Here is a 25,407-nt window from a genome sequence, read left to right as displayed (position 1 = left end):
GCCCCGGCTTGCCTGTCCGAGACCATGCCCCTATCGTGTTACCCCAAGGTAACAGTTACTCAGGTTAGCAGGAAGGCGAACAACGGTGTTCTTGGCTCAGGAGAGCCCGCCTGCCGGCGGTGCGCAATTCGGGCAGATCGTCATCGCGGGCCTGATGTTCACCGCGGTCTTCCTGCCCCTGGCCGCCTTCGTCCTGCGCGAGCGTGCGGGGAAGCGGACCGTCGTCGGTCGCGTCGCCGACTGGATGGGTGACTTCAGCGGCTTGCCGCGCTGGGCGGCGCTGCCGATGTTCGTCGCGTTCCTGTCCGGGATGTCGGCGCTGATCGGCGTCTACTGGGACGTGCCGATCCACATGGAGCTCGGCCGCGACGAAGGCCCGCTCGCGAACCCGTCGCACTACCCGATCTACTTCGGACTGATGGGCATCTTCGCCAGTGGCGTGCTCAGCGCGACCCTCGCGACGAAGAACCTGCCGAAACGCACGCTCAAGATCGGCCCGCACTGGAAGGCGCCGATGGGCTCCATCCAGATGATGGCGACCGGCCTGGTCGGCATCGCGGGGTTCCCGCTCGACGACGTGTGGCACCGGCTGTTCGGCCAGGACGTCACCGAATGGGGGCCGACCCACGTCCTGATGATCGGTGGCGGCGTCTGTGTCGTGCTGGGTCTGCAGCTACTGCTCGGCGAGGCCCGCCAGGTGGGCGCGACCGGGCCGATCGTGCGCCTGCTCGGCCCGGTGCTCGCCGGTGCCTGGATGATGGGCGCTTCGGCGTTCCTCATGGAGTTCGACCTCGGTGTCCCGCAGTTCCCGATGCTGTCCCAGGTCGTGCTCGTCGGCCTGATCGGCGCGTGGACCCTGACCTACGGGCGCCTGTCCTGGGGTCCGGGCGGCGCGCTGATCGTCGTCGCGGTCTTCCTCGCGTCCCGTGCGTCTTTCACCGTCATTCCGCTGTTCGCCGATCTGCACGTGGCTTCGCTACTCCCGTACGTCGCCGAAGCGGTGATCGTCGAGGTCGTGGCCTTGGCGATGCGGAACCGGCAGGGCTACACCTTCGCCGCTGTCGCGGGCCTGCTCGTGGGGACCGCCGGGATGCTGGCCGAGGCGGCGTTCACCCAGTGGCTGATGCCGAACCCCTGGCCTCCCGCTCATCTGCCGCTTTTCGTGCTGTTCGGGACCGGCGCGGCCCTCGCGGGCGCCTTCATCGGTGTCTGGCAGTACCAGCGGGTCGAGGAGACGGCGACCCTGGTGCCCGCGGCGGGGCCCCGTCACGCGATCGGACTCGTCGGAGCGCTCGGTGCGGTCGTCCTCATGTCGGCGGTCGCCGTCCCGCAGGACCCGGAGCCGGACTTCACCGCCGACGTCCGGCTGACCGAAGCCGCGGTCAGGCAGCCGATCTCGAACCCGCACGGCGGCGGCACGCCCCGGTGGGTCGACGCGACCGTCACGATCTCGCGGCCCGATCTCGCCGACGACTCGGTCTGGCTGAACGGGTTCGCCTGGCAAGGCGGCGACTTCTTCACCGCGCCGCTGGAGAAGATCGGTGACGGCGTGTACCGCACGGTCCAGCCGCTGCCGGTGTTCGGCCAGTGGAAGACCGGGATCCGCGTGCACGTCCCGAACCGGATGATGGGGCTCGCCCCGATCTACGCGCCCGCCGACCCCGCCGCGAACGCGCCGTCGATCGACGCGGCGTCCGGCTCGCGCCCGTTCATGTCCGAGATCGAGTTCCTGCAACGGGAACGGAAGTCGGAGACGCCGGCGGTGCTGTGGACGGTCGCGTACGCCACCGTCGGACTGATCTTCGCCGGCATGTGGGCGCTGTTCGCGTGGCTCTACGCGGGCGCCGCCACCGCGCGGCGGCGTGAGGTCTCCGTCGGCTGAAGCCGCTTTGCTCGCACTTCGTCGCACGTATCGATTGAGCATCATCGCGCGCAAGCCTTTTGCAAGCCCGCTTCCCTTGAATACCCAGGACACTGCACGTGCTGCCGTTTCACGCACCGAAACGGTGACTCAGTGCTACCTTGGCTGAGCGTAAAGTAGCTGTCGACCACGCGAAGGCATCCGCTGTGCACGATCGGTGTTGGCGAGTCATTGCGCGGTTACCGCGACATGTGGTTACTTTTCCGCCTCGGGGGTTGGGACACAGCGAGTTTCGATGGGGTGGTCTTCGTGCGCACAGAGCGTTTTCCGAAGCGACGGCGCGGTCTTCGCGTGGTCGCGGTCCTCGCCGCTTCGGCGGTCGCGACGGTGCCTTTCGTGCCCGCCGCGGCGGCGCAGCAACAGGGCAAGGTCCTCCGGGTGGCGCTCACGACCGGGATCGACCACCTGAACCCGTTCACCGCCCAGCTGTCGGCGGCGACGCAGGTCGGCCGGTTCAACTACGAGTTCCTGACCCTGCCCTCGGCCGAAGACACCCAGCCGACGGGTGGCGTCGCGGAGTCGTGGAAGACGTCCGACGACAAGCTCACCTGGACCTTCACCATCCGCCAGGGGATGAAGTGGTCCGATGGCAAGCCGGTGACCGCGCAAGACCCCGCGTACACCTTCCAGCGGATGCTCGACGACGAGAACGCCCGCACCGCGAACGGCAGCTACGTCGGCAACTTCGCCTCGGTGTCGGCGCCGGACGACAAGACGCTCGTCATCAAGACCAAGACCCCGCAGTCGAGCATGACCTCGCTCGACGTCCCGATCGTGCCCAAGCACATCTGGGAGCCGATCAAGGACCTCAATGCCCCGTCGACCGACGAGCTGGCCGTCGTCGGTGTCGGCAGCGGGCCGTACCTGCTGACCGAGTACAAGAAGAACGAGTTCGTGAAGTTCAAGGCGAACAAGGACTACTGGCGTGGCGCGCCCAAGGTCGACGAACTGCAGCTGCTGCAGTTCAAGGACGCCGAGGCCGCGGTGAACGCGCTGAAGCAGGGCGAGGTCGACGTCATCAACCGGCTCACGCCGACGCAGTTCGATGCGCTCAAGGGCGAGAAGAACATCACCACGAACAAGGCTCCCGGCCGCCGGTACAACGAGCTCATCATCAACTTCGGCGTCAAGAACGTGGTCGACCAGCCGATCGGTGACGGAAACCCGATCCTGAAGGACGTCCGCGTCCGCAAGGCGATCGCGCAGGCCATCGACACCAAGACCATCGTCGAGAAGGTGATGAACGGCTACGGCCAGGCCGGGACCGGCGTCGTGCCGGCGATCTACAAGTCCTACACCTGGACCCCGTCGGACGCCGAGAAGACCAAGTTCGACATCGCGGCCGCGAACACCACCCTCGACCAGGCGGGCTATGCCAAGGGTGCGGACGGCATCCGCGTCGCCCCTGGCGGCGCGAAGCTGGAGTTCCGTCTCGCCGGTCACGCGAACCGGCCGTTCGACCAGCGCACCGCGCAGTTCGTCAGCGGCTGGCTCAAGGACGCCGGCATCGGCGTCAAGCAGGAACTCGTCTCCGACGACGAACTGGACGACCGCACCACCGCGGGCAACTACGACCTCGCCATCTCCGGCTACGGCACCTCACCGGACCCGGACTACGCCCTCAGCCTGAACACCTGCGCCGGCCGCCCGAACGCCCAGGGCAACGGCGGGAGCTCGGCGACCTTCTTCTGCGACCCGCGCTACGAAGACCTCTACAAGAAGCAGCTGACCGAGTTCGACCCGGCCAAGCGTGCCGAGATCGTCAAGCAGGCCCAGGCCATCCTGGCCGGGGAGTACGTCGACGTCGTCCTGGACTACGACAACGTGCTCGAGGCCTACCGCTCGGACAAGTTCTCCTCGTTCACCAAGCAGCCGCAGCCCGACGGCGCGATCCTCGAGCAGTCCGGCTACTGGGGCGTCTACGGCGCCACCCCGGCCGACGCGGCCGCGTCGGGCTCGGAGGACGGCGGAAGCAACACCGGATTGTGGATCGGCATCGGCGCGGTCGTGCTCGTGGTGCTCGTCGGCGGCGGCGTGCTGCTCGGGCGGCGCGGCAAGTCGGCCGACGACCGGGAGTAAAGGACAGCGTTGACCGAAGCACTCAGTTCCCTCGATCAGCCCTCGGCGCTCGTCGATCCCGACGAGCGCCGAGGCGGGACCGGGACCACCCGGTTCGTCCTCACCAAGATCGGCGAGGCGCTGGCCAGCCTCGTGCTGGTCGTCGTCCTCGGCTTCTTCCTGTTCCGGATGCTGCCCGGCGACCCGGTCCGGACCATGGTCCGGGACCGGCCGACCGACGCGAAGATGATGGCGGAGCTGCGCGAGCGGATGGGCGTGGACAAGCCCCTGCTCCAGCAGTTCTGGGACTATGTAACCGGGTTGCTGACCGGCGACATGGGCGACTCCTACATCCTGCGGCAGCCGGTCGCGGACCTGATCGGTGAACGGCTGTGGCCGACCGTCCTGCTCGTCGGCAGCGCGACGGTGCTCGCGATCCTGCTCGGTCTGTGGCTCGGCATCCGGGCGGCGTGGCGGCGAAACAGCACCTTCGACCGTGTCCAGACCGGGGTCGCGCTCACGCTGTGGTCGGTCCCGCAGTTCTGGCTGGGGCTCATTCTGCTGGTCGCCACGAACGGGCTCTTCCCCAGCCGCGGCATGCATTCCCCGGACGTCGAACCAGGGTTCTTCTCCGAAGGCCTCGACGTCCTGCACCACCTGGTGCTGCCCTGCCTGACGCTGCTCGTGGTCTTCTACGCCCAGTACATGCTCGTGATGCGGTCGTCCCTCATCGGGGAGATGAACTCCGACTACCTCACCACCGCGCGGGCGAAGGGGCTGCGGGACGACCTCGTGCGGCGCAAGCACGCGGTGCCCAACGCCCTCCTGCCGACCGTCACGCTCATCTTCATCCAGTTCGGGATGGTCGTGTCGGGTGCGGTCTCGGTGGAGGCCGTGTTCAGCTGGCCCGGCCTCGGCCAGCTGCTCTACACCTCCCTCCAGGGGCCGGATCTTCCTCTCCTGCAAGGAGTATTCGTGGTTCTGGCCGGTGCGGTCGTGGTGATGAACCTGTTCGCGGAACTGCTCTACCGCGTACTCGACCCGAGGGTGCGGACGGCATGACCACCATGGACAAACCGAGCACGATCGCCTGGCGCCGTCGCCGGGCGGCGGTGGCGAAACACTGGCGCGAGTTCGCGGCCAACAAGGCCGGGCTGACCGGGTTGGTCCTGCTCGGCGTGATCACCGTGCTGGCGATCCTGGCGCCGGTCCTGACCGACGAGTCGGGGCTCGACGTCACCAAGGTCACCGGTGGCCCGCTGGAGCCCCCCAGCGGGGAGTTCTGGCTCGGCACCGAGATCAACGGCCGATCCGTCCTCCTGATGACGTACTGGGGCGCGAGGATCTCCTTGCTCGTGGGGTTCTCCGCCGCGTTCCTGTCGGTGCTGATCGGCACGGTCATCGGGATCGCGGCCGCGCACTTCGGCGGCTGGCTCTCCAGCCTGCTGCTGCGGTTCACGGACTTCTTCCTGGTGCTGCCGTCGCTGGTGCTGGCCGTGGTCCTGGCCGCGGTCCTCGACCGCAACACCGCGACCGTCATCATCGCCATCGGCGTCACCGCCTGGCCGAGCACCGCGCGGCTGGTCCGGGCGCAGACCCTGACCATCGAGAGCAGGCCGTACATCGAGCGCTCGAAGGCGCTCGGCGGCGGCCACCTGCACATCGTCGGCAAACACGTCCTGCCCGGCGTGATGCCGCTCGTGCTCGCCAACACCACCCTCGTCGTCGGCAACGCGGTCATCGCCGACGCCACCCTCGCCTTCCTGGGAGTCGGCGACCCGAACGCCATCTCCTGGGGCGCGATGTTGCAGGCCGCGCTGAACAACGGCGCCATCACCCGGGGCGCCTGGTGGAACCTGCTGCCGCCGGGCATCGCGATCGTCGTGATCGTCCTCGCCTTCACCCTCGTCGGACGCGCGCTGGAAACCGTGCTGAACCCGCGCCTGAAGGGACAGCACTCATGAGCCCCTTGCTGGAACTGAAGAACCTCGGCGTCACCTACGCCACCGGAGGCGGCGAGGTCGCCGCCGTCCGCGGCGTCGACCTGGTGCTCGAACCCGGCGACACGCTCGGCGTGGCGGGGGAGTCGGGGTCGGGGAAGTCGACCGTCGCGATGAGCGTGCTGCGGCTGCTCCCGCGGTCGGCGAAGGTCAGCGGGGAGATCCTGCTCGACGGTGAAGACGTCACGGACATGAAGTGGGGCAGGCTGCGCGCGGTGCGCTGGGCCGAGGCCTCGGTCGTGTTCCAGGGCGCGATGCACGCGCTCAACCCGGTCCGCAAGATCGGCGAGCAGATCGCCGAGCCGATCCGCCTGCACCCGCCTGGTGGCAAGGCGCTGTCGGAGGGCGAGGTCAAGGCCAAGGTCTCGGAGCTGCTCGAACAGGTCGATCTGCCACCGGGCCGGGCCGGGGCGTACCCGCACGAGCTGTCCGGCGGGCAGAAGCAGCGCGTCATGATCGCGATGGCGCTGGCCTGCTCGCCACGGCTGATCATCGCGGACGAGCCGACGACCGCGCTCGACGTCGTCGTCCAGGCCCAGGTGCTCGACCTGATGGGCAGGCTGGTCGCGGAGCAGGGGATCGGGCTGATCATGATCAGTCACGACCTGTCGGTGCTCGCCGCGACCTGCCGCCGGATCGCGGTGATGTACGACGGCGAGATCGTCGAGGAACGGCCGAGCGCCGAACTGATGAGCGAGCCGCGTCACGAGCACAGCAAGGCGCTGGCGGCCGCGTTCCCGACCGTCGGCGATCCGGTGTCCCGGTTCGCGCCCGCCACCAGCACGCCGTTGCCTCCGGAACCGGAACGCGACCGAGACCGACCTGCGCTGCTGGAGGCCGAGGATCTGCGCGTCAGCTTCCGCGACCGGACCGGCAAGCGCATCAACGCGGTCGCCGGGGTGAGCCTCCAGGTGCGGAAGGACGAGATCGTCGCGCTCGTCGGCCAGTCCGGTTCGGGCAAGACGACACTGGCCCGCACGCTGCTCGGCCTGCAGAAACCCGATTCGGGCGCCGTCCGGTACGACGGCAAACCGGTTCCGCACGGTGGCGCCGGGTTGAAGGCGTACCGACGGCAGGTCCAGCTGGTCCTGCAGGATCCGACCAGCGCGCTGAACCCGAACCACACGGTGTACGAGGCCGTCGCTGAAGGCCCCCGCATCCACGGACTGGGCGCGAACGAGCACGAGATCGTCACCAAGGCCCTCGAAGCCGCCGAACTGCGGCCCGCCGAGAAGTTCCTCGACCGGCTCCCGCACGAGCTGTCCGGCGGACAGCGGCAGCGGGTCGTCATCGCGGGCGCGCTCGCGCTGGACCCGAGCGTGCTCGTGGCCGACGAGCCGGTGGCGTCGCTCGACGCGTCGGTGCGCGGGGAGATCCTGGCGCTGCTGCTGCGCCTGCGACGTGAGCTGGGTCTCGCCGGGCTCGTGATCACCCACGACCTCGGGCTGGCCTGGAACATCGCCGACCGGGTCGCCGTGATGTACCGAGGGGAGCTGGTGGAGGTCGGCACCGTGGAGGAGGTCCTGCTGGACCCGAAGCACGACTACACGAAGTCGCTGCTCGCCGCGTTGCCCGGCGGTACCGCTCAGCGAGAGACGGCCGACCACTGAGCGACGGGATTTCCGTGCCGGACGCGGGAAACACCCATTGCCGCGCACTCGCACAGGCGCGGTGTGTAACCTCCAATCTCGAAATGGCGACCACGACAGACACCCCGCAGACGCCCTCGTCCGGCTCGCTCGGCGAGCGGCTCCGGGTGCCTTCCCGGTTCCCGTACCGCACCATCGCGATGGGGACGATAGGCAGCACGCTGCTGATGCTGGCCGCGCTCGGCGCCGGCGGCATCCTCATCCGTGACCCGATCCTGGGGCACGGACCGTTGTCGTGGATCCGGTACGGCCACGGCCGCATCCTCGCGAACACGATGCTCTACACGGGCTTCGCGCTGATCATCTGGGCCTGGGTCCGGCTGGGCCGCTACGCGCTGGCAGGCCGGATCGGCAGCCGCCCGATCGTGATCGCCGCGGCCTGCTGGATGGCGCCGCTGCTGGTCTCGCCGCCGCTGTTCACTCGCGACGTCTTCTCGTACCTCGCGCAGGGCGCTCAGCTGCTCAACGGGCTCGACCCGTACGCCAACGGCCCGGCCGAGCTGGTCGTGCTGCCGGACGTCGTGCAGAACGTCCACCCGCTGTGGCAGACGACGCCCGCCCCGTACGGGCCGCTGTTCCTGCTGGTCGCGAAGTGGATCGTCGGGATCACCGGCAACGACATGATCGCCGGTGTCATCGCGACCCGCCTGGTGCTGATGCTCGGCCTGGCCGGGATGCTGTGGTCGCTGCCGCGCCTGGTCAAGCACCTCGGCGGCAAGCTGCCCATCACCCTGTGGCTCGCCATCGCCAGCCCGATGACGGTGATCCACCTCGTCGGCGGTCCGCACAACGACCTGCTGATGCTGGGCTTCCTGACCATCGGTGTGCTCGCCGCGCTGGAGCGCAAGCACGTCGTCGCGATCGTCCTGGTCACCATCGGCATGCTGATCAAACCCACCGCGGCGTGGGCGCTGCCGTTCCTGGTCTGGGTGTGGGCGAACCACCTGCCCGGCGACCGGAAGGTGGTCAACTTCCTCCGCGCGGGCGCGGCGTCGGTCGGGATCTTCCTGCCGGTGTTCGTCGCGGGCACGTGGATTTCGCTCGGCTCGGTCAACCTCGGCTGGCTGACCGGTCTCAAGGCGCCGACGCTGATCGCGAACTGGATGAACTTCCCGACCGGGATCGGCGAGATCTTCTACTCGCTGGTGAACCTCGTGGTCGACGTCGAGGTCTCGCCGTTCGTCACGGTGTTCCGCGCGATCGCGATGGTCGGCCTGTTCGTCTTCGCCGGACGGCAGTGGTGGTTGGCCCGTGACGGCGGCAACCCGGCGATCCACCGGATGGCGATCGTCCTGCTGGCCGGCGCGATCGTCCCGCCGCCTTCGCTGCCGTGGTACTTGACCTGGGGTTTCGTCGTCCTGTCCGCCTTCGAATGGCGCCGCCGGAACCTCGCGGTCGTCGTCGCGGTGTCGGTGTTCGTGACGCTGGTGTACTACCCGACGGGGGAGCAGGCGCTCTACGACTGGTGGTTCATGGCGGGCGTCGTCGCCGCGAGCGTGTACGCGGCCGCCTCGCTGCTGCGGCCGGATCCGCTGGGGATCATCGCCGCCTGGCGGGGGAAGCGGGAGGAGCAGTTCCTGCCCGCCGAGGCCCCTCGCTCCTGACGTCTTCGGTCCGTGAAGGACTCCTTGAGGGACCCAGGGTCCCTCAAGGAGTCCTTTACGGACTTCCGGCTTCGGCACCAAAGTGTATAACGCCCTATACGGCATGGCGAAGGCGTTTGTCGCCGGTAAACGGCGACAAACGCCAAAGAAGCTCAGGAAGCGCGCCACCCGCTCCAAGCGCGCACCAGGGTGCTCACCACGGCATGGGGAGGCGGCTGCGCCTCGTACTGCGGGTACTTCTCCCGCAGCAGCCGCACCGAGTGGGCCTGCTCATCGGGATCGGTCAGCACCCGGGCGACGCCGTCCGCCCGCGCCCACCACAGTCCGGCCCAGTCTTCGTCGTAGCGATCGGTCAGAAAGCTGACCACGGGGTTCTCGGCGATGTTCTTCAGCCGTCGCAACGCCGTCGTGCTCTTGGGTTTGTGATCGATCGCGAACGCCACCGAATCGCCTGCGAGCACGAAGGTCACCGGCACCAGGTGGGGCACGCCGTCGGCGCCGGTCGTCGCCAGTCTCGCGATCCGCTCGCCTTCGAACCGGGACCTGGCTTCCGCAGGCGTCAACCGCATGCCCGTAACGGTACCTAGCCCGAGCGACGCACGCGGAGCACGTTGTCGGAACGCGTGCCCTGCTGGCCCTCGGGCCCCGGGAAGTCGCGCGTGATGACGTCCTGCCGTTCCACGGTCCAGCCGCCGTCGGTCAGGTCCAGCGCTTCGAGCACCTCGGCGGGCGTCGGGAAGTGGAAGTCCTCGTGCGGTGGCTCCTCCATCCACGTCGGCCAGCCTGCGTGGCCTGCGACGATCAGGGTGCCGCCCGGCGCCACGGCGTCGGTGGCGTGGCGGAGTGCCTTGTCCCGTTCGCCGTCCTCGGCGACAGGGGAGTGGAAGAACTGTGCGGAGACCAGGTCGAAGCGCCCCTCTGGGAACGACTTCGCCAGGTCATGGCGCTCCCAGGTGATGCCCTCGACTCCGGCTTCGGCCGCGTGGCCGGCTGCACGCTTCAGCGCGACGTCCGAGATGTCGACGGCGGTGACGCGCCATCCCTGCTGCGTGAGCCAGATCGCGTCCCCGCCTTCGCCGCAGCCGAGATCGAGTGCCGTGCCCGGCGTCAGCGAGGCGACCTCGGCCACCAGGATCGGGTTCGCCTTCCCGCTCCAGACCTGGTCTTTGTCCCGGTAGAAGTCTTCCCAGAACTGTTGTGTGGAATCCATGTCCGAAAGATGCCCTCGGTTCGGCCGTGTCCGCAAGTTCCGTTGCCGTTATGGCAAAACCTGGAGCGTGCCGGCGTCCGCGTCGAGGGTGGCCTGCGCGCCGAGGGGGATGGTCGGCGACGCCGGGACGTGCCCGAAGCCGAACTCCCAGACCATGGGCACGCCGAACGAGCCGAGCCGGTCGAGCATCAGGGACCGGATCGGCTCGGTGTCGCCGCAGGACTCCCAAGAACCCAGCACGAACCCCCGGACGCCGTCGAGCCAGCCGGAACGCAGCAACTGGGTCAGCATCCGGTCGATCCGGTACACGTTCTCGGTGACGTCCTCCAGCAGCACGATCGCGTCTCGCGCCGAGCCCTGCTCCGGAGTTCCGAGGCCGGCGGCCAGGAGCGCGAGGTTGCCGCCGATGATCGTGCCGGTCGCGGTACCCGGCACGAGCGGGGACGACGTCGACGAGGAGATCGTCCGTACCGCGTCCGGCTCGAACAACGACGACCGCAGGTGTTCGGCGGCCACTGCGTCGAAGAGGGTGGTAGCGGGCATGGCGGAGAACAGCGTTTCCAGTCCCAAGTGGACGTTCACGGCCCGGTGCAGCGCGGTCACATCGCTCGATCCGGCGAACGTCTTGGGCCCGGCCGCGCCCAAGGCCGACCAGTCGACCAGGTCGAGCATTCTTTGTGAGCCGTAGCCGCCGCGGGCGGCGAGGACACAGGTCACTGCCGGATCCAGCCAAGCTTGCGTGAACTCGGCGGCCCGCTCCTCGTCGGATGCCGACAGGTAGCCGGAGGGTGCCGCGCGGACGCAGTCGCCGACGCGAACCTCGACACCCCAGCCGCGGAGCACCGGCAGCGCCTTCTCGACGAGGTCCGCCGGGACCGGGCCCGCCGGAGCGACCAGGGCGATCGTGTCGCCCGGTCGCGTCTCGGGCGGCCTCACCGGCTCAGCCGGAGCTTCGGCACGCCGGGTGTCTCGAAGCCGAGGACCTGGCCGTAGAAGGACAACTCGGCTTCGAGGGCGGCGATGATCGTCTCCGCCTTACGGAAACCGTGCTGCTCGCCCTCGAAGCGCAGGTAGGCGTGCTCGATGCCGCGGCCTGCCAGCCCGGCGACGAACCGGTCCGCCTGTTCGGGCGGGCAGATCTCGTCTTCGAGGCCCTGCAGGAACAGCAACGGGCCGACGAGGGTGTCCGCGTTGTTGATCGGTGACCGATCCCGGTAGCGCTGCGCGGTCTCCGGCAGCGGCCCGATCAGCCCGTCGAGGTAGCGGGACTCGAAGTCGTGCGTCTCGCCGCCGTCGCCGGTCCACTGGCCGAGGTCGAGGATCGGGTACATCACGGTGCCCGCGCGGTAGGTCGTGGTGGTGGTCACCGACGCGGCTGAGGTGTACCCGCCCGCGCTGCCGCCGCGGATCGCGAGCCTGTCGCCGTCGACGGTGCCTTCGGCGGCGAGGGCTTCGGCGACGGTGACGCAGTCGGCGACGTCGACGATGCCCCACTGCTCCCGGAGCCGTTCGCGGTAGGCACGTCCGTAGCCGGTCGAGCCGCCGTAGTTCACCGTGACGACGGCGATCCCGCGGCTGGTGAAGTAGGCGATCTCGAAGTCGAGTACCGCGCTGTCCCGGCCGGTCGGCCCGCCGTGCGGGTACACGAGCAGCGGAGGCCGTTCCCCGTCCGGCGCGGCGAAGTCGGCGTTCGCGGGGAGATACACGAAGGCGGGGATCCGGTCGCCGTCGTCGCTTTTGAAGATCCGCTCCACTGGCGTCGACAGATAGCCGGGCGACGGCTGGTCGTGCACCGTAGCGAGTTCGGTGACCGTCCCGTCTTCGAGATCGACTTTGACGACGGCGCCCTCCCGCGTCGGGCCTGCCGCGACGCCGACGACGCCGCCTTCGTGGACGGCGAAACCGTTGGTGGACCACGTGGTCAGGTCGGCGGCGGCCGCCACCGGGGTCACTTCGCGTGTCGCCTCGTCGAGGACGGCGAGCCTGCCCGACGCGATGACGGCGTACCTGCTGTCTCCGAGTGGTGTGAACCAGCGCGTGCCGAGTTTCCACTGCGCGCCACCGATCTCCCGCTCGCACGGCGCCAGGTTCGTGATGCCGCCGTCGAGTCCGACGCGGTGCAGGTTCCACCAGCCGTCCGGGTCGAGCAGCGCGAGCAGGCTGTCCGCCGACTCCCATTCGACCTGGCAGACGGAGATGTCCGCCGCGCCGGCGAGCACGTGGTGGGGTCCGAAGGTCCCGTCCTCGCGGATCTCGGCGACGCACAGTTCCGTGCCGTCCCAAGGCATCGCGGGGTGGTTCCAGCCGATCCACGCCGCGCGGGTGCCGTCAGGGGACAGCTGCGGCGCGGTGAGGAAGTGGTGGCTGGCCGTCAGGACGCGTTCCTGGCCGCCGTCGAGCGGGACGGCGACGAGGTCGCGGGCGATGTCGACGCGCCGGGGGCCAGTGCTGCGTTCGCGGACCAGCCACACCTCGCCGGTCCGGCCGGGCCGGAGATCGCTGTAGCGGATCCCGTGCCGGGTCGCGGGCTCCGGTGTCAGGGGAGTGGTCTCGCCGGTGGTCAGATCGCGACGGTAGACGCGCTGATCCGCCCAGTGCGTGAAGACGAGGACGTCGCCGAGCACGAGCCAGGGGCGGCCCCCGTACTCGTGGACACGGTTCCGGACGTTCCAGGGAGCGGGAAGGACGTCTTCGGTCGTGCCGTCCGCGCTGGACCTCACGAGGGTGACGCGGCCGCCCTCACCTGTTCTCGCTTCGGCCCACCAGACCTCGTCTCCCGCCGTCGCGAGCCATTGCGCGCTGACTCCCGAGGCCGCGACATCGGCGGCTGACAGGGGAGACGTCCAGGTGCCGTAAGGGGCGATCTCAACCACAGTTGAAGACTAAGAGCGCCCCTTTGCCCACGGCGGCGCGGGGCACAGCTCGGACGGGCGGTTTTGTCGAGCGGTTTCGCCCTGGGCGGAACCGTGGGGCGGCGGATGCCGATCATGGGGTCGTGGCCTAGTGTCAAAGGTGCCATGTCTCGCGTAATCCACGTCTTCCGCCAGCCCGACCGGTTCGTCGCAGGAACCGTCGGTGAGCCCGGCGACCGCACGTTCTACCTCCAGGCGTCCGAGGACGTCCGCACGATCAGTGTGACCATCGAAAAACAGCAGGTCGTGGTCTTGGCCGAAAGGCTCGGCTCGCTGCTGGAAGAGGTCGCCAGCAGGTTCGGCGCGGACGTACCGGACGACGCTCCCGACGACCTCCTCGACGTCGACCCCCTGACCGTTCCGGTCGAGGAGGAGTTCCGCGTCGGCACGATGGGGCTCGGCTGGGACGCCGACAGCAGCGCCGTCGTCATCGAGCTGCTCGCGATGACGGAGGGCGAGGTGGACGAAACGGTTGTTCTGGACGACACGGAAGAAGGGCCGGACGCCGTCCGCGTCTTCCTGACCCCCGGCGCGGCGCGGGCGTTCGCCGAGCGTGCCGACAGGGTGGTCAACGCCGGGCGCAAACCGTGCCCGTTGTGCGCGGAGCCGCTCGACCCGGCGGGCCACATCTGCCCGCGTCAGAACGGGTACCGGCGCGACGTCGATGTCCTCGAGGACTGACGAGGTGTCGGAGACTTCGCGGGAGCTGGTGACGCGCGGCAAGATCGAGGTCGAAGGCAGGCTCGTCGACGCCTCGAACGTCACGCTCTTCTGCACGATCGAGCTCGACGGCGTGAGCGGCAACGTCGTGTACAAGCCGGTGTCCGGTGAGCGCCCGCTGTGGGACTTCCCGGACGGGACGCTCGCCGGCCGCGAGGTCGCGACGGCCATGATCGCCGATGCGTCCGGGCTCGGCGCGATCCCGCCGACGGTGTTGCGTGACGGGCCGTTCGGGCCCGGCATGGTGCAGCTGTGGATCGAGACCACCGAAGAGGAACTGGTCGACGTCCGCTCGCCGGAGAGCCTGCCGGACGACTGGCGGGTCGTGCTGCACGCACACGACCGCGACGGTGAGCCCGCGGTGCTCGCGCACGCGAATCGGCAGGGCATGCGGGAACTGGCCTTGCTCGACATCGTGGTCAACAACACCGACCGCAAGGGCGGGCACGTGCTCGCCGGTGCCGACGGCCGCGTCTACGGCGTGGACCACGGTATCTGCCTGCACACCGATCCGAAGCTGCGGACGGTGCTCTGGGGCTGGATCGGCGAGCGGCTGACCGAGGACGAGGTCGGCAAGCTGCGCGGACTGCGCGAGCGGCTGGACGGCGAACTCGGCGACGCGCTGGGCGAACACCTCACCGGCTTCGAGATCCGCGCGCTGGCCGAGCGCACCGAACTGCTGCTCGCCGAGGGTGTCTTCCCGGAGCCCGGCGACGATTGGCGCGCGATCCCTTGGCCCCTGTTCTGAACGTCATGGACGATCAGGCCCGCGCACGCCTGATCAGGCGCTTCGGCGAAGGCGTCGCGGCGTGGTGCGACGACCTGCCCGCGTTGGTGGCGCGGTTGTCGGAGCGCTGGGGTCTCACCGTCGTCGACACGAAACCCGGCAACACCGGCCGCACCCTGATCTGCGAAGGCGACGACGGCGCCAAGAAGGTTCTCAAGCTGACCCCGGACCACTCGATCGCCGAGTCCGAGGCCGCCGCGCTGCGGGCGTGGGACGGCTGCTCGCGGGTCGCGCAGGTCCTCGCCACCGAGATCGCCGACGGCGCGATCCTGTTGGAGGGCATCGATCCCGGTACGCAGCTGTCGGAGGCAGCGGACGTCCCGTGGGCCGACGTCGGTGACCTGCTGACCCAGATCCACGCGGTGACCCCGCCACCGGGCTTCTCGACGCTGGAAGACCGGGTCGTGTTCATGTACGACCTCGCCGAGCGCGGTCTCCGCGGGTCGGTGGCGGAAGCGGCGTTGTCGATGGAGACCCTCGATCGCGCACGGTTGCGGGCGCTCGCCCTCGCGACCGACGGGGTAGGGAACGCGATCGTGCACGGCGACCTGCATCCGGGCAACGTCCTCGACGGCGGGCCGGGCAGGGGAGCGGTCGCGATCGACCCGCGGCCGAGCGTCGGCGACCCGTCGTTCGACCTCGCCGACTGGGTCACGCTGCCGATGCGCGACGGCGGCACGCTCGAAGACGGCTTCGACGCGATCGCGCCGCACCTGCCGGGTTTCGACGCCGAGCGTGTTCACGCGTGGTGCGTCGCGCTGTCTCCGCTGTTCGTGATGCGCCCGCTCGAACGCGGGGAACGGACCCCGTTCGTCGAAGCGATGCTGTCATTCTGTCGGTGAACCTGAGTCCGCGATCGACATCGGCAAGGCGGCGGATGGCCGCCTGACCGGCGTGGCGGGCAGACGACGGCCCCGGGCACCGCTAGCCTCGTCCGCCGTGCGCTCCCATTCCTACGACGACGTGCTGTCCGGTCCGCGTAAGCGGAAGATCCCCGAGGTGCCCGCCGAACCGGGGCTCGTGGTCGAAGACCCGGCCAGCGGGTACTGCGGCGCCGTGGTGAAGATCGAGTACGGCAACGTGGTCCTCGAAGACCGGCACGGCAAGCACCGGGTGTTCCCGCTGAACCCCGCGGGCTTCCTGCTCGAAGGCAAACCGGTCACACTGGTGCCCGCCAAGGCGGCCCCGAAGACCCCCGCCCGGAAGATCTCCGCGTCCGGTTCGGTCCAGGTCCAGGGGCTCAAGGCCCGGGTCGCGCGCGATTCGCGCATCTGGGTGGAAGGCAAACACGACGCCGAACTCGTCGAACGGGTCTGGGGCCACGATCTGCGGGTCGAAGGCGTGGTGGTGGAACCACTCGATGGGGTGGACGTGCTTTCCGACCGCATCGATGAGTTCGGCACCGGGCCCGGCCGTCGTCTCGGGGTGCTGGTCGACCATCTGGTCGCGGGCAGCAAGGAGTCCCGCATCGTCGACGCGATCCGCGACGAGAATGTGCTGGTCACCGGGCATCCGTACATCGACATCTGGGAGGCCGTGAAGCCGTCGGTCGTCGGCATCCGCGCCTGGCCGAAGATCCCGCGTGGCACGGAGTGGAAAGAGGGTGTCTGCGAGGCGCTCGGCTGGGGAGAGCCGTGGGAGGGCTGGCAGCGGATCCTGGCGGCGGTCGGCAGCTACCGGGATCTGGAAACGCCGCTGATCGGAGCGGTGGAGCGGCTCATCGACTTCGTCTCCGACCCGGGCGATGAGTCCTGAATGACCGGTTTGCGCGGGGTCACTCAAGGTCACGCGTCGGTCACGTCGGTTTCGCTTCTTCGGTATGAATCGGCGCGATCTGGGAGCATGAACGCATGACAGGCGCTCTCATCTGGCTGATCGCCGGCATCCTCTTGATCATCGCCGAGCTGCTCTCGGGTGACCTGTTCCTGCTCATGGTCGGTGCCGGGGCCCTGTTCGGGGCCGGTTCCGCCGCGTTGACCGGGAACCCGTTCATCGACGTCGCGGTGTTCGCCGTCGCCTCGGTCGGGATGCTCGCCCTCGTCCGGCCGACCCTCAAGCGCCGGTTCCTCGCGGGGCCGGACATCAAGACCAACACCGACGCGCTGATCGGCGCGCGAGCGGTAGTAGTGTCCACAGTGGACGTCGAGGCCGGTCAGGTGAAGCTGGCGGGCGACGTGTGGTCGGCACGATGCATGACCGCAGGGGAACCGATCGCCCCGGGGACATCGGTGACGGTCGTCGAGATCTCGGGCGCCACCGCGGTCGTTTCGGCCGAGCTGTGAGCCGCACAGCAACAGGTTTCTACGTAAGGGGAAGGTAGTTGTCAGAGACAGTGGTGTTCATCGTCGTCGGACTGCTCGCGTTGTTCGTGGTCGTCGTCGTGGTCAAGGCGATCATGGTGGTGCCGCAGGCGCAGTCGGCCGTGATCGAACGGCTGGGCCGGTTCCGGACGGTGGCTTCTCCCGGCCTGACGTTTCTGGTGCCCTTCCTGGACAAGGTACGGGCGCGGATCGACCTCCGCGAGCAGGTCGTCTCCTTCCCGCCCCAGCCCGTGATCACCGAGGACAACCTGACGGTGTCGATCGACACGGTCGTGTACTTCCAGGTCACCGACTCGCGGGCGGCCGTCTACGAGATCTCGAACTACATCGTCGGTGTCGAGCAGCTGACCACCACGACGCTGCGTAACGTCGTGGGTGGCATGAGCCTCGAGCAGACGCTGACCTCGCGTGACTCGATCAACAGCCAGCTGCGCGGCGTGCTCGACGAGGCCACCGGCCGCTGGGGCATCCGCGTCGCCCGCGTCGAGCTGAAGGCGATCGACCCGCCGCCCTCCATCCAGGACTCGATGGAGAAGCAGATGCGCGCCGACCGTGAGAAGCGCGCGATGATCCTGACCGCCGAAGGTCAGCGTGAATCGGCGATCAAGACCGCGGAAGGTCAGAAGCAGAGCCAGATCCTCGCGGCCGAAGGTGCCAAGCAGGCCGCGATCCTGAGCGCGGAGGCCGAGCGGCAGTCGCGGATCCTGCGGGCGCAGGGTGAACGTGCCGCCCGGTACCTGCAGGCGCAGGGGCAGGCGAAGGCCATCGAGAAGGTCTTCGCGGCGATCAAGGCCGGACGTCCCACTCCCGAGGTCCTGGCGTACCAGTACTTGCAGACCCTGCCGCAGCTGGCGCAGGGCGACGCGAACAAGGTCTGGATGATCCCGAGCGACTACGGCAAGGCCCTCGAAGGCTTCGCCCGCGCGCTCGGCGCACCCGGCGACGACGGCGTGTTCCGCTACGAGCCGCCGAAGGAAGACCCCGTCGAGAAGCCGGACCTGGAAGACGAAGAAGTCCAGGGCTGGTTCGACACCTCCAGCGACCCGAAGGTCGCCGAGGCCGTCGCGGCCGCGGAAGCCGTGGCGCGCAAGGAGGTTCCGGCGCTCGGCGTCGCGACGCCGCGGCAGGAGCCGCCCGCTCCGCGCAAGGTTCCCAATGTCGCTCCCGAGCCGGAGCCCGCCCCCGAGCCCACGCAGCAGCAGGCTCCGCCGCCCCCGCCCCGGTTGCCGCAGGCCCAGCCGCCCGCAACGCCGCCGGGAGGCCCGTACCAGGGGCCGCCGTCGCAGGGGCCGGGCAGCGGCCCGTTCCCGCAGCAGGGCCCGTTCGGCGGTCCGCAGGGCGGTCCGCCGCCGCAGCGCTGACACCTCTTCAAGTACATGAAGGCCCCCTTCCTTGCGATAGGCGCAAGGAAGGGGGCCTTCATGTACTCGGGCTGGACCTCGACCGCGATGGAGGTTGCAGGGTGGCGTCATGAACGAACCGGTTTTCGCCGTACAGAGCTTTCTCGACGAGCCACGTCTGCCTGCCAGCGTCGCCACCACCACCGGTCGCGGGAACACTGCGCTGGCGATGATGTGGTTCGTGGCCGAGGAAGGCAGATTGTGGTTCCACACCCCGGCGTTCGACGGCCGGCCCACACCGTTCCTCGACGCCGCCAGGGAAAACCGTCAAGTCGCCGTCATGGTCGCGACCTTCGACCCGCCCGACGACGTCCGTCAGGTACGGATCACCGGCCCCGCGAGGCTGGAAGCCAAGGATGTGGCGCGGGTTCGCCGCATCTACGAGCGATACGTCCCCGAATGGTCCCCGGACTGGGCGGACCATGCCGCGTCGCCTGACGCCCTGTTGTGGTCCATGTCCCCTGACCGGGGCATGGCCGTGGCCTACCCCGGTCTGGAGAACCGCCCGGTGTTCCGCTGGTCGAACCCGGCCGAAGGACCGTTCAGCGCCTGAGGAACTCCAGCGTCCGGTACTCGTCGACCATGGCGGTGAGTTCGGCGATGCGGGCCTGTCCGGCGTCGATGAGCCGTTGCCCGGCCTGGGACCACTTCTCGAGATCGGGAGACATGGGCGGGATCTCGGCCAGGATCTCCGCGCTTTCGGCGAGGCTGAGCCCCACCCGCTGCGCGGCGACCGCGAGCCGGATCCGGCAGATGGCGTCGACGGTGAACCGGCGCGCGTTGCCTTTGGTGCGCTCCGCGGTGATGACCCGGTAGCGCTCGTAGTACCGGACGGCGTTGGCCGAAACCCCGGCCCGGCTCGCGACCTCACCGATGGTCAGATGGGCATCGAGCCGGGGGAGTGCCGGGGTCGGCGTCGTCATGCTGCGCTCCGTGCCGTCGTGGATTCCACCGCCGAGGCTACCGGTGTCGGCCGGGTCCTCAGCCTGACCACCAGGGCGATCACCATGACCGCCAGGACGCCGACGAGGGTCAGGCGGTACGCCGAGACGACGTCCCCGACGAGCGTCGCGCCCGCTGACGGGTCGCTCAGCGCCGCGAGCCCCCGTCCGCCGGTGGCCGTCGCGATCAACCCGGTGAACAACGCGCTCACCCCGGCGGTACCGACCGCGGTCGCGATGGTGCTGGACAGCGGGAGGATCGCGGAACCGGACGCGAGGTCCGGACCGCGCAGGTTCCGGCCTGCGCTCACGATCGTGGGCATCATGATCGCGCCGGTACCCGCTCCTTGGAACACGCCCAGGATCGCCAGCACCGGGTACGGCGTGTCCGGCGCGAGGACGAGCAGGGTCAGCCCGGTCGAGACGATCGCGAGGCTCAGCCCGGTCCCGACGACGATCCGCGGGCCGAAGCGTTCCAGGACGCGGGCGGCGAACTGGATGGTGATGCCCATCCCGATCGCCCCCGGCACCGACATCAGCGCGCTGACCATGGGCGAGTCACCGCGGATGACCTGGACGTAGGCGGGCATCAGCAGCATCGAACCGAAGTACGGCGCGGCGTACAGGACCAGGATCGCGGTGTTCCGTCCGAACGTCCGGTCACGCAGGAGCCGGACGTTCAGCAGCGGTGCGGGATGGCGCCACGACCGGCGGGTGAACACGGCGACGAGCGTCAGTCCGGCGGCGACGATCGCCGCACGGGCGCTTACCCCGATGGTCTCCTCGCTGAATCCGTAGGCCACCGCGACGACACCCGGGACGAGCAGCAGGCCGCCCAGGAGATCGATCGGGGTGCGTTCCGCCGACGGGGGATCGGCGGGCACCCAGCGCAGCACCCCGGCGACCCCGAGGAGGGCGGGCGGGACGGTGATGAAGAACAGTGCCCGCCACGACAGGCTGTCCATCAGGAAACCGCCGAGCAGCGGTCCCAGGATCGGCCCGATCAGCAGAGGAAGCCCGGTGATCGTGGTCATCCGGCTCCGGCGTTCCGGGTCCACCGCGCCGAAACCGATGGTCATTCCCAGCGGGTTGATCAGGCCGCCGGCGAGCCCCTGCATCGCTCGTGCCGCGATCAGCCAGCCCAGATCAGCCGCCGCTCCGGCGGCCGCGGACGTTGCCGCGAACACGAGCAAGGCGATCAGGTACACCCGGCGCGCACCCCAGCGTTGTGCGAAAGTCGCCGCGAGAGGCATCGCCGCGACCATGGCGAGCGCGTAGGCGGTCGCGACCCACTGGATGGTGGTGAGCGACGCGGAGAAGGTCGTCATGAACCGCGGCAGCGCGACGGCGACGATCGTGGTGTCCAGCACGGCCATCAAGCCGCCGAGCGCGATCACCGCCGCGATGCGCAGTTCCTGTGCGGTCAGGCGGTTCATGCCGCACTCGCCTGATCCGCGACCCGTCCGGCGCGCAGGGTGCGGGCCCACCAGCCGAGCTCGGTCATCGTCCCGGCCAGCGCGGCGCGCTCGCCTTCGGTGCCTTCGTACCCGTTCGGGCCGAGACGGGTCCACGGGGCGTTCAGCAGCACCGCGTCGCGGATCGTGGTGGCCCTCAGCTCGGGGAAGATCAGCCGCAACTGCTCGATCGCGCGGATACCGCCCGAACCGGCGCCGTAGCCGACGAACGCGACGGGTTTGTACGCCCATTCGCCGAAGTGCCAGTCGATCGCGTTCTTCAGTGCGGCCGGGAAGCTGTGGTTGTACTCGGGGGTGACGATCAGGTACGCGTCGGCCGCGTGCAGCCTGGCGCTGATCGGCGTCTCGGTGCCGCCGGGCCGCGTCCCCTGCAACGGGAGATCGACGTCGGCGAGGTCGATCGGGTCGACCTCCAGGCCTTCGATGGCGGCGAGTTCGGTCAGCAGCCAGCCCGTGATGGCGTCGGCGAACCGTTCGTGCCGGACGCTCCCGATGATCACGGCGAGCCGGATGGGGGACTGTGCGGTGGTTTCTGTGCTCATGGCGACGACGCTAAAAGTTCGTCCATAGGCGAACTCAAGTCGTTGCGGGCCTGATCACGATCCCTGGACCTCTATCAAAGTCGAGGTTGTAGGGGAAGGTTCTGTGATAAGTCTTCTGTCATGGACGACTTCGGCGATGACCCGGATGACCTGGCGAAATGGGGACTTCATTGCTTCTGCCTCGGCGCGCGGAGCACTCCGCATCACATCGTGAAGATGGACGACAACGGTCGCCTTCTCTTCCGCGCCCGCCATGGTGTCAGTCGTGTGGAACTGCGGGAGCAAGGTGTCGATCCGTTGGACAGCCAGATCGCGCTTCTGCGGGCGTACGACCTCTTGCTCGTCGAAGGGGATCGGCTGAAGACCAGGTTCCCGATGCTCGGCTCCAGGGAAACGGCGGCACTGCGTGCCCGGATGGCGGGGCTCGCCGAGGCGATCGTGCCCGCGATCGAGACCGAGGTGTCCGCTCTCGCCGGCGTCCTGGCTGATCAGGGGCTGGCGCAGTGCGCCTACGGGGTGTTCTTCGGCTATGTGATCGACGGCCTCGTCTGGGACCGGCTCAGGGAAGAGGGTTCACTTCCTGTCACCGAGCCGAGTGTCGAACGTCCTTACTGGAACGGCGCTTTCTGGGCGGTCTACCCGCCGCGTGCGGGTGCGATGGGTACCAACGAAGTCGCGGAAGCCGGGGTCAGGTTGACGATGGTCTGGACGGATTCCACGGTGAACGCCTTGAATCGGCTTGCCGGCGATCCGGCCCTGCGGTCGGCCATGCGCGCGGTTCCTCACGGGGAACTCTCACGTGACTCTCTCTTGTCGGACGACAGGGGAAGGCCCGGGATTCCGATCATCACGCGACAGGATCTCCTCCACGAGATCGGCCTGCGGATCGCGGCGAAGGTCGTCTCCGCGCTGGTGCGGGATCTGCCGGAGGCCGGTGTGGTCGTGGCGGCCCATGAACTGATCTGGAACCTCATGGACGCCCTGGAAGTGGCGGGAGTCGTCCGGCGGCCGTCGTCGTTCGACGATCCCGAGGCGACCCCTGCCTCCCTTCGAGCCCAGATGTTCCTGTCCGTCGGCGTTTGACATGTAGGAAATCTCCTACGTATTGTCGCGGCATGAACATCGACCGCATCCAGTTCCTCACCGTGCCGGTTTCCGATCAGGCCAAGGCCCGGGACTTCTACGTCGGCAAGCTCGGTTTCGATCTGCTCGTCGACGTCAGCGGCCCGCATGGTCCGTTCGTCATGGTCGGTCCCAAGCGCGCGGAAACCGGCATCGTCCTGGTCGACCGCGCCGTCGGCGGTCTCGATCCCGACACGCGCGTGCACTTCCAGCTGAGCACCGCCGACGTCGATGCCGACATCGCGGAGCTTCGGGCTCAGGGTGTCGCGATCGAGGACGCGGAGGAGATGCCATGGGGCCGGGTGACTTCCCTGAAAGACCCTGACGGGAACGCGATGGGGCTGCTCGAACCGTCCGGCTACGGCAACTGGCCGCGCTAGTGCCGGTCAACGACGACGTCTTCGCCGCGCTCGCCAATCCGGCCCGCCGCGAGGTGCTGGGCATCCTCCTCGACGGCCCGCGGGCGGCGGGGGAGATCGCCGACAGTTTCGACATGCGGCGGCCGAGCCTGTCGGAACACCTTCGGGTGCTACGCGAAGCCGGGCTCGTCCGGGAAGAGCGGCAAGGCCGCAACCGTGTCTATTCTCTGGAAGCCGGTCCGCTGCAAGAAGTCGCCGACTGGCTTACGCCTTACGAGCGGTACTGGCGCGGCAAACTGGCCAACCTGCGCGACCTGCTGGACGAGGAGGAGTTCTGAACGACGAGGATCCGACGGCCATCCACGTCGACCAGGTCCTGGCGCATCCGCCGCGCAAGGTGTGGCGCGCGCTGACCGAGCCGCAGCTGCTGGAGCGCTGGCTCCGGATGCCGAACGACATCAAACCCGTTGTGGGCCACCGGTTCGAACTGCTCGCGGATCCCGTCCCGGCGGCCGGTTTCGCGGGAGGCCCGGTCGCCTGCGAGGTGCTGGCCGTGGAGCCGGAGCGGTTGCTCAGTATCAGCTGGGGTCCGGAGTGGACGGTCACCTGGCGGCTCGAACCGGAGGGCAAGGGCACCCGGCTGTTCCTCAGCCACGAGGGTTTCGATCCCGACGACGAGTTCCAGCGGATGTCCCGCCGGATCATGGGCGGCGGCTGGCGCACCGGCGTCCCCAAGGCATTGGCGCGTGTGCTGGACGAGATCCCGGACCAGGCCCCGTAGCGGCTCTCGACAACGGGTCTAGGATCCCCGCTGTGACGGACGAAAAACCGCTCCGAGCCGATGCCCGCCGTAACCGCACGCGGGTGTTGGAGGCCGCGGAGCGAGTCTTCACGGCCAAAGGCACCAGTGCGCCCACCGAAGAAGTCGCCCGCGAGGCAGGTGTCGGCGTGGGCACAGTGTTTCGACACTTTCCGACGAAAGAAGCCCTGCTGGAGGCGGTCCTTTACGCGCGCCTTCACCGCTTCGTCGACGAAGCGGAAGCCACGGTGGCCGCGGAGTCACCCGACCCGGGCGCCGCGTTCTTCGGGTTCCTGACCGGCTGGATCGCGATGGCCGACGACAAGAACGCCTACTTCGAAGCCTTGTCGGCGGCCGGAGTGAGTGTGCCCTCGGCGGGCTCGGTCATCGGTGTCCGCCTCAAAGACGCGCTCGGCGTGCTGCTCAACCGGGCGCAGGACACGGGCGACGTTCGCAAGGACGTCGGTGTGGACGAGCTGATCCCGGTGATCATCGGGACCGCGAAGGCGGCGGAGCATGCCGGGCCCGAACTGCGGGCCCGGACCATCTGCATCCTCTTCGACGGTCTCCGGCCGCGTCAGGCGTAGGGGTCCATCGCCGGCCGCTTCGGCGCGAGCGCGTCGCCCGACGATTCACCACGCAGTCTGCGCTTGATCCACGGGACGGCGTGTTCCTTGCCCCACTGGAGGTTCTCCGTGCGCCGCGCCTGCGGGCTCAGCAGCGGTCGCGGTCCGAGTTCGGCGGGGGACAGCTTGTGCGGTTCACCGAGCGCGGCGAGGACGGCGATGGCGATCTCGTTGTGCCCCAACGAGTTCAGGTGCAGGCGGTCCGGTGCCCACAGGCGCCGGTCTCGGAGCTGACGCATCGCCCACATGTCCACCAGCAGTGCTCCGTGCCGGGCGGCGATCCCACGGACGTGCTCGTTGTAGATCGCGACGCGGCCCCGGATCTTGCGGAACAAGGCGTCCTCGACCCCGTCGACGCCGGTGAAGAGCACGACACGCGCACCGGTCGCGACGACTCGGCCGACCGCGACGTCGTAGTCGTCGATGAGGGCGTCGATGTCGACCTTCGGCCGCATCAGGTCGTTGCCACCCGCGTACATCGTCACGAGGTCCGGGTTCAGCGCGAGCGCCGGTTCGAGCTGCTCCGTGAGGACCTGCCCGAGGAGTTTGCCACGGATCGCGAGGTTCGCGTAGCGGAAGTCCTGGTGGTTGGCCGCGAGCCGCTCCGCGACGCGGTCCGCCCAGCCGCGGACGCCGTTGGGGGACGACGGGTCCTCGTCGCCGACACCCTCGGTGAAGGAGTCACCGATACAAACTAAGCGGTTGCTCATTCCGCTGATGTTACTGACCCAGTGTGGTCGAGAAAGCTCAGGGCATACTGCGCAGTGAGCTCGCCTGCGAAACCGGCCCGGCCCTGAACGGCGCCGCCGGGCCTGACCGGCAGCAGATCACCCGATCCAACTGGATCTCGCACACCACGGCCAAGTCGAGGCCGTCGGGGTCGGGGGCGGAATGCGGTCGTCCGCAGATCCATCGCGACCGGCTGGAACCGATCAGTGCGCCGCCGCGGGTATCGACCGTA

The 25,407-nt window shown here is 69.0% G+C and carries 26 protein-coding genes; 18 read left to right on the top strand and 8 right to left on the bottom strand.

What is annotated here, in order from left to right:
• Window positions 1-85 precede the first annotated feature (85 nt).
• The 6 genes from B0293_RS32205 to mptB all read left to right on the top strand — a co-directional run bounded on the left by B0293_RS32205 (window position 86) and on the right by mptB (window position 9,232).
• Window positions 86-1,882, top strand: a complete 1,797-nt coding sequence (locus tag B0293_RS32205) for a hypothetical protein (protein ID WP_005151032.1) — start codon at window positions 86-88, stop codon at window positions 1,880-1,882.
• Window positions 1,883-2,212: 330 nt separating this feature from the next.
• Window positions 2,213-4,000, top strand: coding sequence for an ABC transporter substrate-binding protein (locus B0293_RS32200; protein WP_039915420.1), 1,788 nt, complete (start codon window positions 2,213-2,215; stop codon window positions 3,998-4,000).
• A 9-nt stretch (window positions 4,001-4,009) separates the two neighbouring features.
• Window positions 4,010-5,041 carry an ABC transporter permease gene (locus B0293_RS32195; RefSeq protein ID WP_005151037.1) on the top strand — a complete coding sequence of 344 codons (1,032 nt, stop codon included), beginning with the start codon at window positions 4,010-4,012 and terminating at the stop codon, window positions 5,039-5,041.
• Window positions 5,038-5,943 carry an ABC transporter permease gene (locus B0293_RS32190; RefSeq protein WP_005151039.1) on the top strand — a complete coding sequence of 302 codons (906 nt, stop codon included), beginning with the start codon at window positions 5,038-5,040 and terminating at the stop codon, window positions 5,941-5,943. Before B0293_RS32195 ends, B0293_RS32190 begins: the two co-directional genes overlap by 4 nt.
• Window positions 5,940-7,589: a nickel ABC transporter ATP-binding protein NikE gene (gene nikE, locus B0293_RS32185; protein ID WP_005151041.1), complete on the top strand. Its 1,650-nt coding sequence runs from the start codon at window positions 5,940-5,942 to the stop codon at window positions 7,587-7,589. Before B0293_RS32190 ends, nikE begins: the two co-directional genes overlap by 4 nt.
• Window positions 7,590-7,672: 83 nt before the next feature.
• Window positions 7,673-9,232 (top strand): polyprenol phosphomannose-dependent alpha 1,6 mannosyltransferase MptB, encoded by a 1,560-nt coding sequence (mptB, locus tag B0293_RS32180; protein ID WP_039915424.1) that lies wholly within the window; start codon window positions 7,673-7,675, stop codon window positions 9,230-9,232.
• A gap of 152 nt (window positions 9,233-9,384) precedes the next feature.
• On the opposite strand, the gene B0293_RS32175 is transcribed toward mptB, so the two are convergent.
• Genes B0293_RS32175 through B0293_RS32160 form a run of 4 tightly spaced genes read right to left on the bottom strand, consistent with a single transcriptional unit; the run spans window position 9,385 to window position 13,315 of the window.
• Complete coding sequence (locus B0293_RS32175) at window positions 9,385-9,801, bottom strand: TIGR03668 family PPOX class F420-dependent oxidoreductase (RefSeq protein ID WP_005151044.1); 417 nt, start codon at window positions 9,799-9,801, stop codon at window positions 9,385-9,387.
• Window positions 9,802-9,815: 14 nt separating this feature from the next.
• Window positions 9,816-10,442, bottom strand: a complete 627-nt coding sequence (locus B0293_RS32170; RefSeq protein ID WP_005151046.1) for a class I SAM-dependent methyltransferase — start codon at window positions 10,440-10,442, stop codon at window positions 9,816-9,818.
• A gap of 48 nt (window positions 10,443-10,490) precedes the next feature.
• Window positions 10,491-11,378, bottom strand: coding sequence for a S66 peptidase family protein (locus B0293_RS32165; RefSeq protein ID WP_005151048.1), 888 nt, complete (start codon window positions 11,376-11,378; stop codon window positions 10,491-10,493).
• Complete coding sequence (locus B0293_RS32160; protein WP_005151050.1) at window positions 11,375-13,315, bottom strand: S9 family peptidase; 1,941 nt, start codon at window positions 13,313-13,315, stop codon at window positions 11,375-11,377. Before B0293_RS32160 ends, B0293_RS32165 begins: the two co-directional genes overlap by 4 nt.
• A 144-nt stretch (window positions 13,316-13,459) precedes the next feature.
• Here B0293_RS32160 and B0293_RS32155 point away from each other — a divergent pair, with 144 nt between their 5' ends.
• The 7 genes from B0293_RS32155 (at window position 13,460) to B0293_RS32125 (ending at window position 19,135) form a co-directional block, all read left to right on the top strand.
• Window positions 13,460-14,035, top strand: a complete 576-nt coding sequence (locus B0293_RS32155; protein ID WP_005151052.1) for a DUF3090 domain-containing protein — start codon at window positions 13,460-13,462, stop codon at window positions 14,033-14,035.
• Between the two features lie 4 nt (window positions 14,036-14,039).
• Window positions 14,040-14,822 (top strand): SCO1664 family protein, encoded by a 783-nt coding sequence (locus B0293_RS32150; protein WP_005151054.1) that lies wholly within the window; start codon window positions 14,040-14,042, stop codon window positions 14,820-14,822.
• A 5-nt stretch (window positions 14,823-14,827) separates the two neighbouring features.
• Window positions 14,828-15,703, top strand: coding sequence for an aminoglycoside phosphotransferase family protein (locus B0293_RS32145; protein WP_407640111.1), 876 nt, complete (start codon window positions 14,828-14,830; stop codon window positions 15,701-15,703).
• Between the two features lie 97 nt (window positions 15,704-15,800).
• A complete protein-coding gene (locus B0293_RS32140; RefSeq protein WP_005151058.1) occupies window positions 15,801-16,616 on the top strand; it encodes a DUF3097 domain-containing protein in 816 nt (271 codons plus the stop codon).
• A gap of 95 nt (window positions 16,617-16,711) precedes the next feature.
• Window positions 16,712-17,143 carry an NfeD family protein gene (locus tag B0293_RS32135; protein WP_005151060.1) on the top strand — a complete coding sequence of 144 codons (432 nt, stop codon included), beginning with the start codon at window positions 16,712-16,714 and terminating at the stop codon, window positions 17,141-17,143.
• A gap of 50 nt (window positions 17,144-17,193) precedes the next feature.
• Window positions 17,194-18,543 carry an SPFH domain-containing protein gene (locus tag B0293_RS32130; RefSeq protein ID WP_005151064.1) on the top strand — a complete coding sequence of 450 codons (1,350 nt, stop codon included), beginning with the start codon at window positions 17,194-17,196 and terminating at the stop codon, window positions 18,541-18,543.
• 109 nt (window positions 18,544-18,652) lie between these two features.
• Window positions 18,653-19,135 (top strand): pyridoxamine 5'-phosphate oxidase family protein, encoded by a 483-nt coding sequence (locus B0293_RS32125; protein ID WP_005151065.1) that lies wholly within the window; start codon window positions 18,653-18,655, stop codon window positions 19,133-19,135.
• Here the strand turns inward: B0293_RS32125 and B0293_RS32120 are convergent.
• The 3 genes from B0293_RS32120 to B0293_RS32110 are packed head-to-tail and all read right to left on the bottom strand — an operon-like array spanning window position 19,125 to window position 21,540.
• The gene (locus tag B0293_RS32120) at window positions 19,125-19,505 is read right to left on the bottom strand and encodes a MerR family transcriptional regulator (protein ID WP_005151066.1); all 381 of its coding nucleotides are present in this window, start codon (window positions 19,503-19,505) and stop codon (window positions 19,125-19,127) included. The genes B0293_RS32125 and B0293_RS32120 overlap by 11 nt on opposite strands.
• Window positions 19,502-20,959, bottom strand: coding sequence for a DHA2 family efflux MFS transporter permease subunit (locus B0293_RS32115; RefSeq protein ID WP_005151067.1), 1,458 nt, complete (start codon window positions 20,957-20,959; stop codon window positions 19,502-19,504). The genes B0293_RS32120 and B0293_RS32115 overlap by 4 nt, the downstream gene beginning before the upstream one ends.
• Window positions 20,956-21,540 (bottom strand): NADPH-dependent FMN reductase, encoded by a 585-nt coding sequence (locus B0293_RS32110; protein ID WP_039915436.1) that lies wholly within the window; start codon window positions 21,538-21,540, stop codon window positions 20,956-20,958. Before B0293_RS32110 ends, B0293_RS32115 begins: the two co-directional genes overlap by 4 nt.
• A gap of 120 nt (window positions 21,541-21,660) precedes the next feature.
• Here B0293_RS32110 and B0293_RS32105 point away from each other — a divergent pair, with 120 nt between their 5' ends.
• Genes B0293_RS32105 through B0293_RS32085 form a run of 5 tightly spaced genes read left to right on the top strand, consistent with a single transcriptional unit; the run spans window position 21,661 to window position 24,407 of the window.
• Window positions 21,661-22,623, top strand: a complete 963-nt coding sequence (locus tag B0293_RS32105) for a hypothetical protein (protein WP_005151070.1) — start codon at window positions 21,661-21,663, stop codon at window positions 22,621-22,623.
• Window positions 22,624-22,655: 32 nt separating this feature from the next.
• Window positions 22,656-23,042 carry a VOC family protein gene (locus B0293_RS32100; RefSeq protein WP_005151071.1) on the top strand — a complete coding sequence of 129 codons (387 nt, stop codon included), beginning with the start codon at window positions 22,656-22,658 and terminating at the stop codon, window positions 23,040-23,042.
• On the top strand, window positions 23,042-23,359 hold the full coding sequence (locus B0293_RS32095; protein ID WP_005151072.1) for a metalloregulator ArsR/SmtB family transcription factor: 318 nt from the start codon (window positions 23,042-23,044) through the stop codon (window positions 23,357-23,359). The genes B0293_RS32100 and B0293_RS32095 overlap by 1 nt, the downstream gene beginning before the upstream one ends.
• Window positions 23,305-23,802 carry an SRPBCC family protein gene (locus B0293_RS32090; protein ID WP_281256284.1) on the top strand — a complete coding sequence of 166 codons (498 nt, stop codon included), beginning with the start codon at window positions 23,305-23,307 and terminating at the stop codon, window positions 23,800-23,802. Before B0293_RS32095 ends, B0293_RS32090 begins: the two co-directional genes overlap by 55 nt.
• 32 nt (window positions 23,803-23,834) lie before the next feature.
• Window positions 23,835-24,407 (top strand): TetR/AcrR family transcriptional regulator, encoded by a 573-nt coding sequence (locus tag B0293_RS32085; RefSeq protein WP_005151075.1) that lies wholly within the window; start codon window positions 23,835-23,837, stop codon window positions 24,405-24,407.
• On the opposite strand, the gene B0293_RS32080 is transcribed toward B0293_RS32085, so the two are convergent.
• A complete protein-coding gene (locus B0293_RS32080) occupies window positions 24,398-25,156 on the bottom strand; it encodes an SGNH/GDSL hydrolase family protein (protein ID WP_005151077.1) in 759 nt (252 codons plus the stop codon). The two genes, B0293_RS32085 and B0293_RS32080, sit on opposite strands and share 10 nt — an antisense overlap.
• Between the last annotated feature and the right edge of the window lie 251 nt (window positions 25,157-25,407).

The organism is Amycolatopsis azurea DSM 43854 (assembly GCF_001995215.1).
GTDB lineage: Bacteria > Actinomycetota > Actinomycetes > Mycobacteriales > Pseudonocardiaceae > Amycolatopsis > Amycolatopsis azurea.
The sequence above is the reverse complement of the archived record's forward strand: the minus strand, read 5'-3'. Positions and strand labels throughout refer to the sequence as shown.

What these genes read in the sequence shown, in the direction of transcription:
- B0293_RS32190 (WP_005151039.1), top strand. Translation starts at nt 5,038, where the DNA reads ATGACCACCATGGACAAACCGAGCACGATCGCCTGGCGCCGTCGCCGG.
- nikE (WP_005151041.1), top strand. Translation starts at nt 5,940, where the DNA reads ATGAGCCCCTTGCTGGAACTGAAGAACCTCGGCGTCACCTACGCCACC.
- mptB (WP_039915424.1), top strand. Translation starts at nt 7,673, where the DNA reads ATGGCGACCACGACAGACACCCCGCAGACGCCCTCGTCCGGCTCGCTC.
- B0293_RS32175 (WP_005151044.1), bottom strand. Translation starts at nt 9,801, where the DNA reads ATGCGGTTGACGCCTGCGGAAGCCAGGTCCCGGTTCGAAGGCGAGCGG.
- B0293_RS32170 (WP_005151046.1), bottom strand. Translation starts at nt 10,442, where the DNA reads ATGGATTCCACACAACAGTTCTGGGAAGACTTCTACCGGGACAAAGAC.
- B0293_RS32155 (WP_005151052.1), top strand. Translation starts at nt 13,460, where the DNA reads ATGTCTCGCGTAATCCACGTCTTCCGCCAGCCCGACCGGTTCGTCGCA.
- B0293_RS32145 (WP_407640111.1), top strand. Translation starts at nt 14,828, where the DNA reads ATGGACGATCAGGCCCGCGCACGCCTGATCAGGCGCTTCGGCGAAGGC.
- B0293_RS32135 (WP_005151060.1), top strand. Translation starts at nt 16,712, where the DNA reads ATGACAGGCGCTCTCATCTGGCTGATCGCCGGCATCCTCTTGATCATC.
- B0293_RS32125 (WP_005151065.1), top strand. Translation starts at nt 18,653, where the DNA reads ATGAACGAACCGGTTTTCGCCGTACAGAGCTTTCTCGACGAGCCACGT.
- B0293_RS32120 (WP_005151066.1), bottom strand. Translation starts at nt 19,505, where the DNA reads ATGACGACGCCGACCCCGGCACTCCCCCGGCTCGATGCCCATCTGACC.
- B0293_RS32115 (WP_005151067.1), bottom strand. Translation starts at nt 20,959, where the DNA reads ATGAACCGCCTGACCGCACAGGAACTGCGCATCGCGGCGGTGATCGCG.
- B0293_RS32110 (WP_039915436.1), bottom strand. Translation starts at nt 21,540, where the DNA reads ATGAGCACAGAAACCACCGCACAGTCCCCCATCCGGCTCGCCGTGATC.
- B0293_RS32105 (WP_005151070.1), top strand. Translation starts at nt 21,661, where the DNA reads ATGGACGACTTCGGCGATGACCCGGATGACCTGGCGAAATGGGGACTT.
- B0293_RS32100 (WP_005151071.1), top strand. Translation starts at nt 22,656, where the DNA reads ATGAACATCGACCGCATCCAGTTCCTCACCGTGCCGGTTTCCGATCAG.
- B0293_RS32080 (WP_005151077.1), bottom strand. Translation starts at nt 25,156, where the DNA reads ATGAGCAACCGCTTAGTTTGTATCGGTGACTCCTTCACCGAGGGTGTC.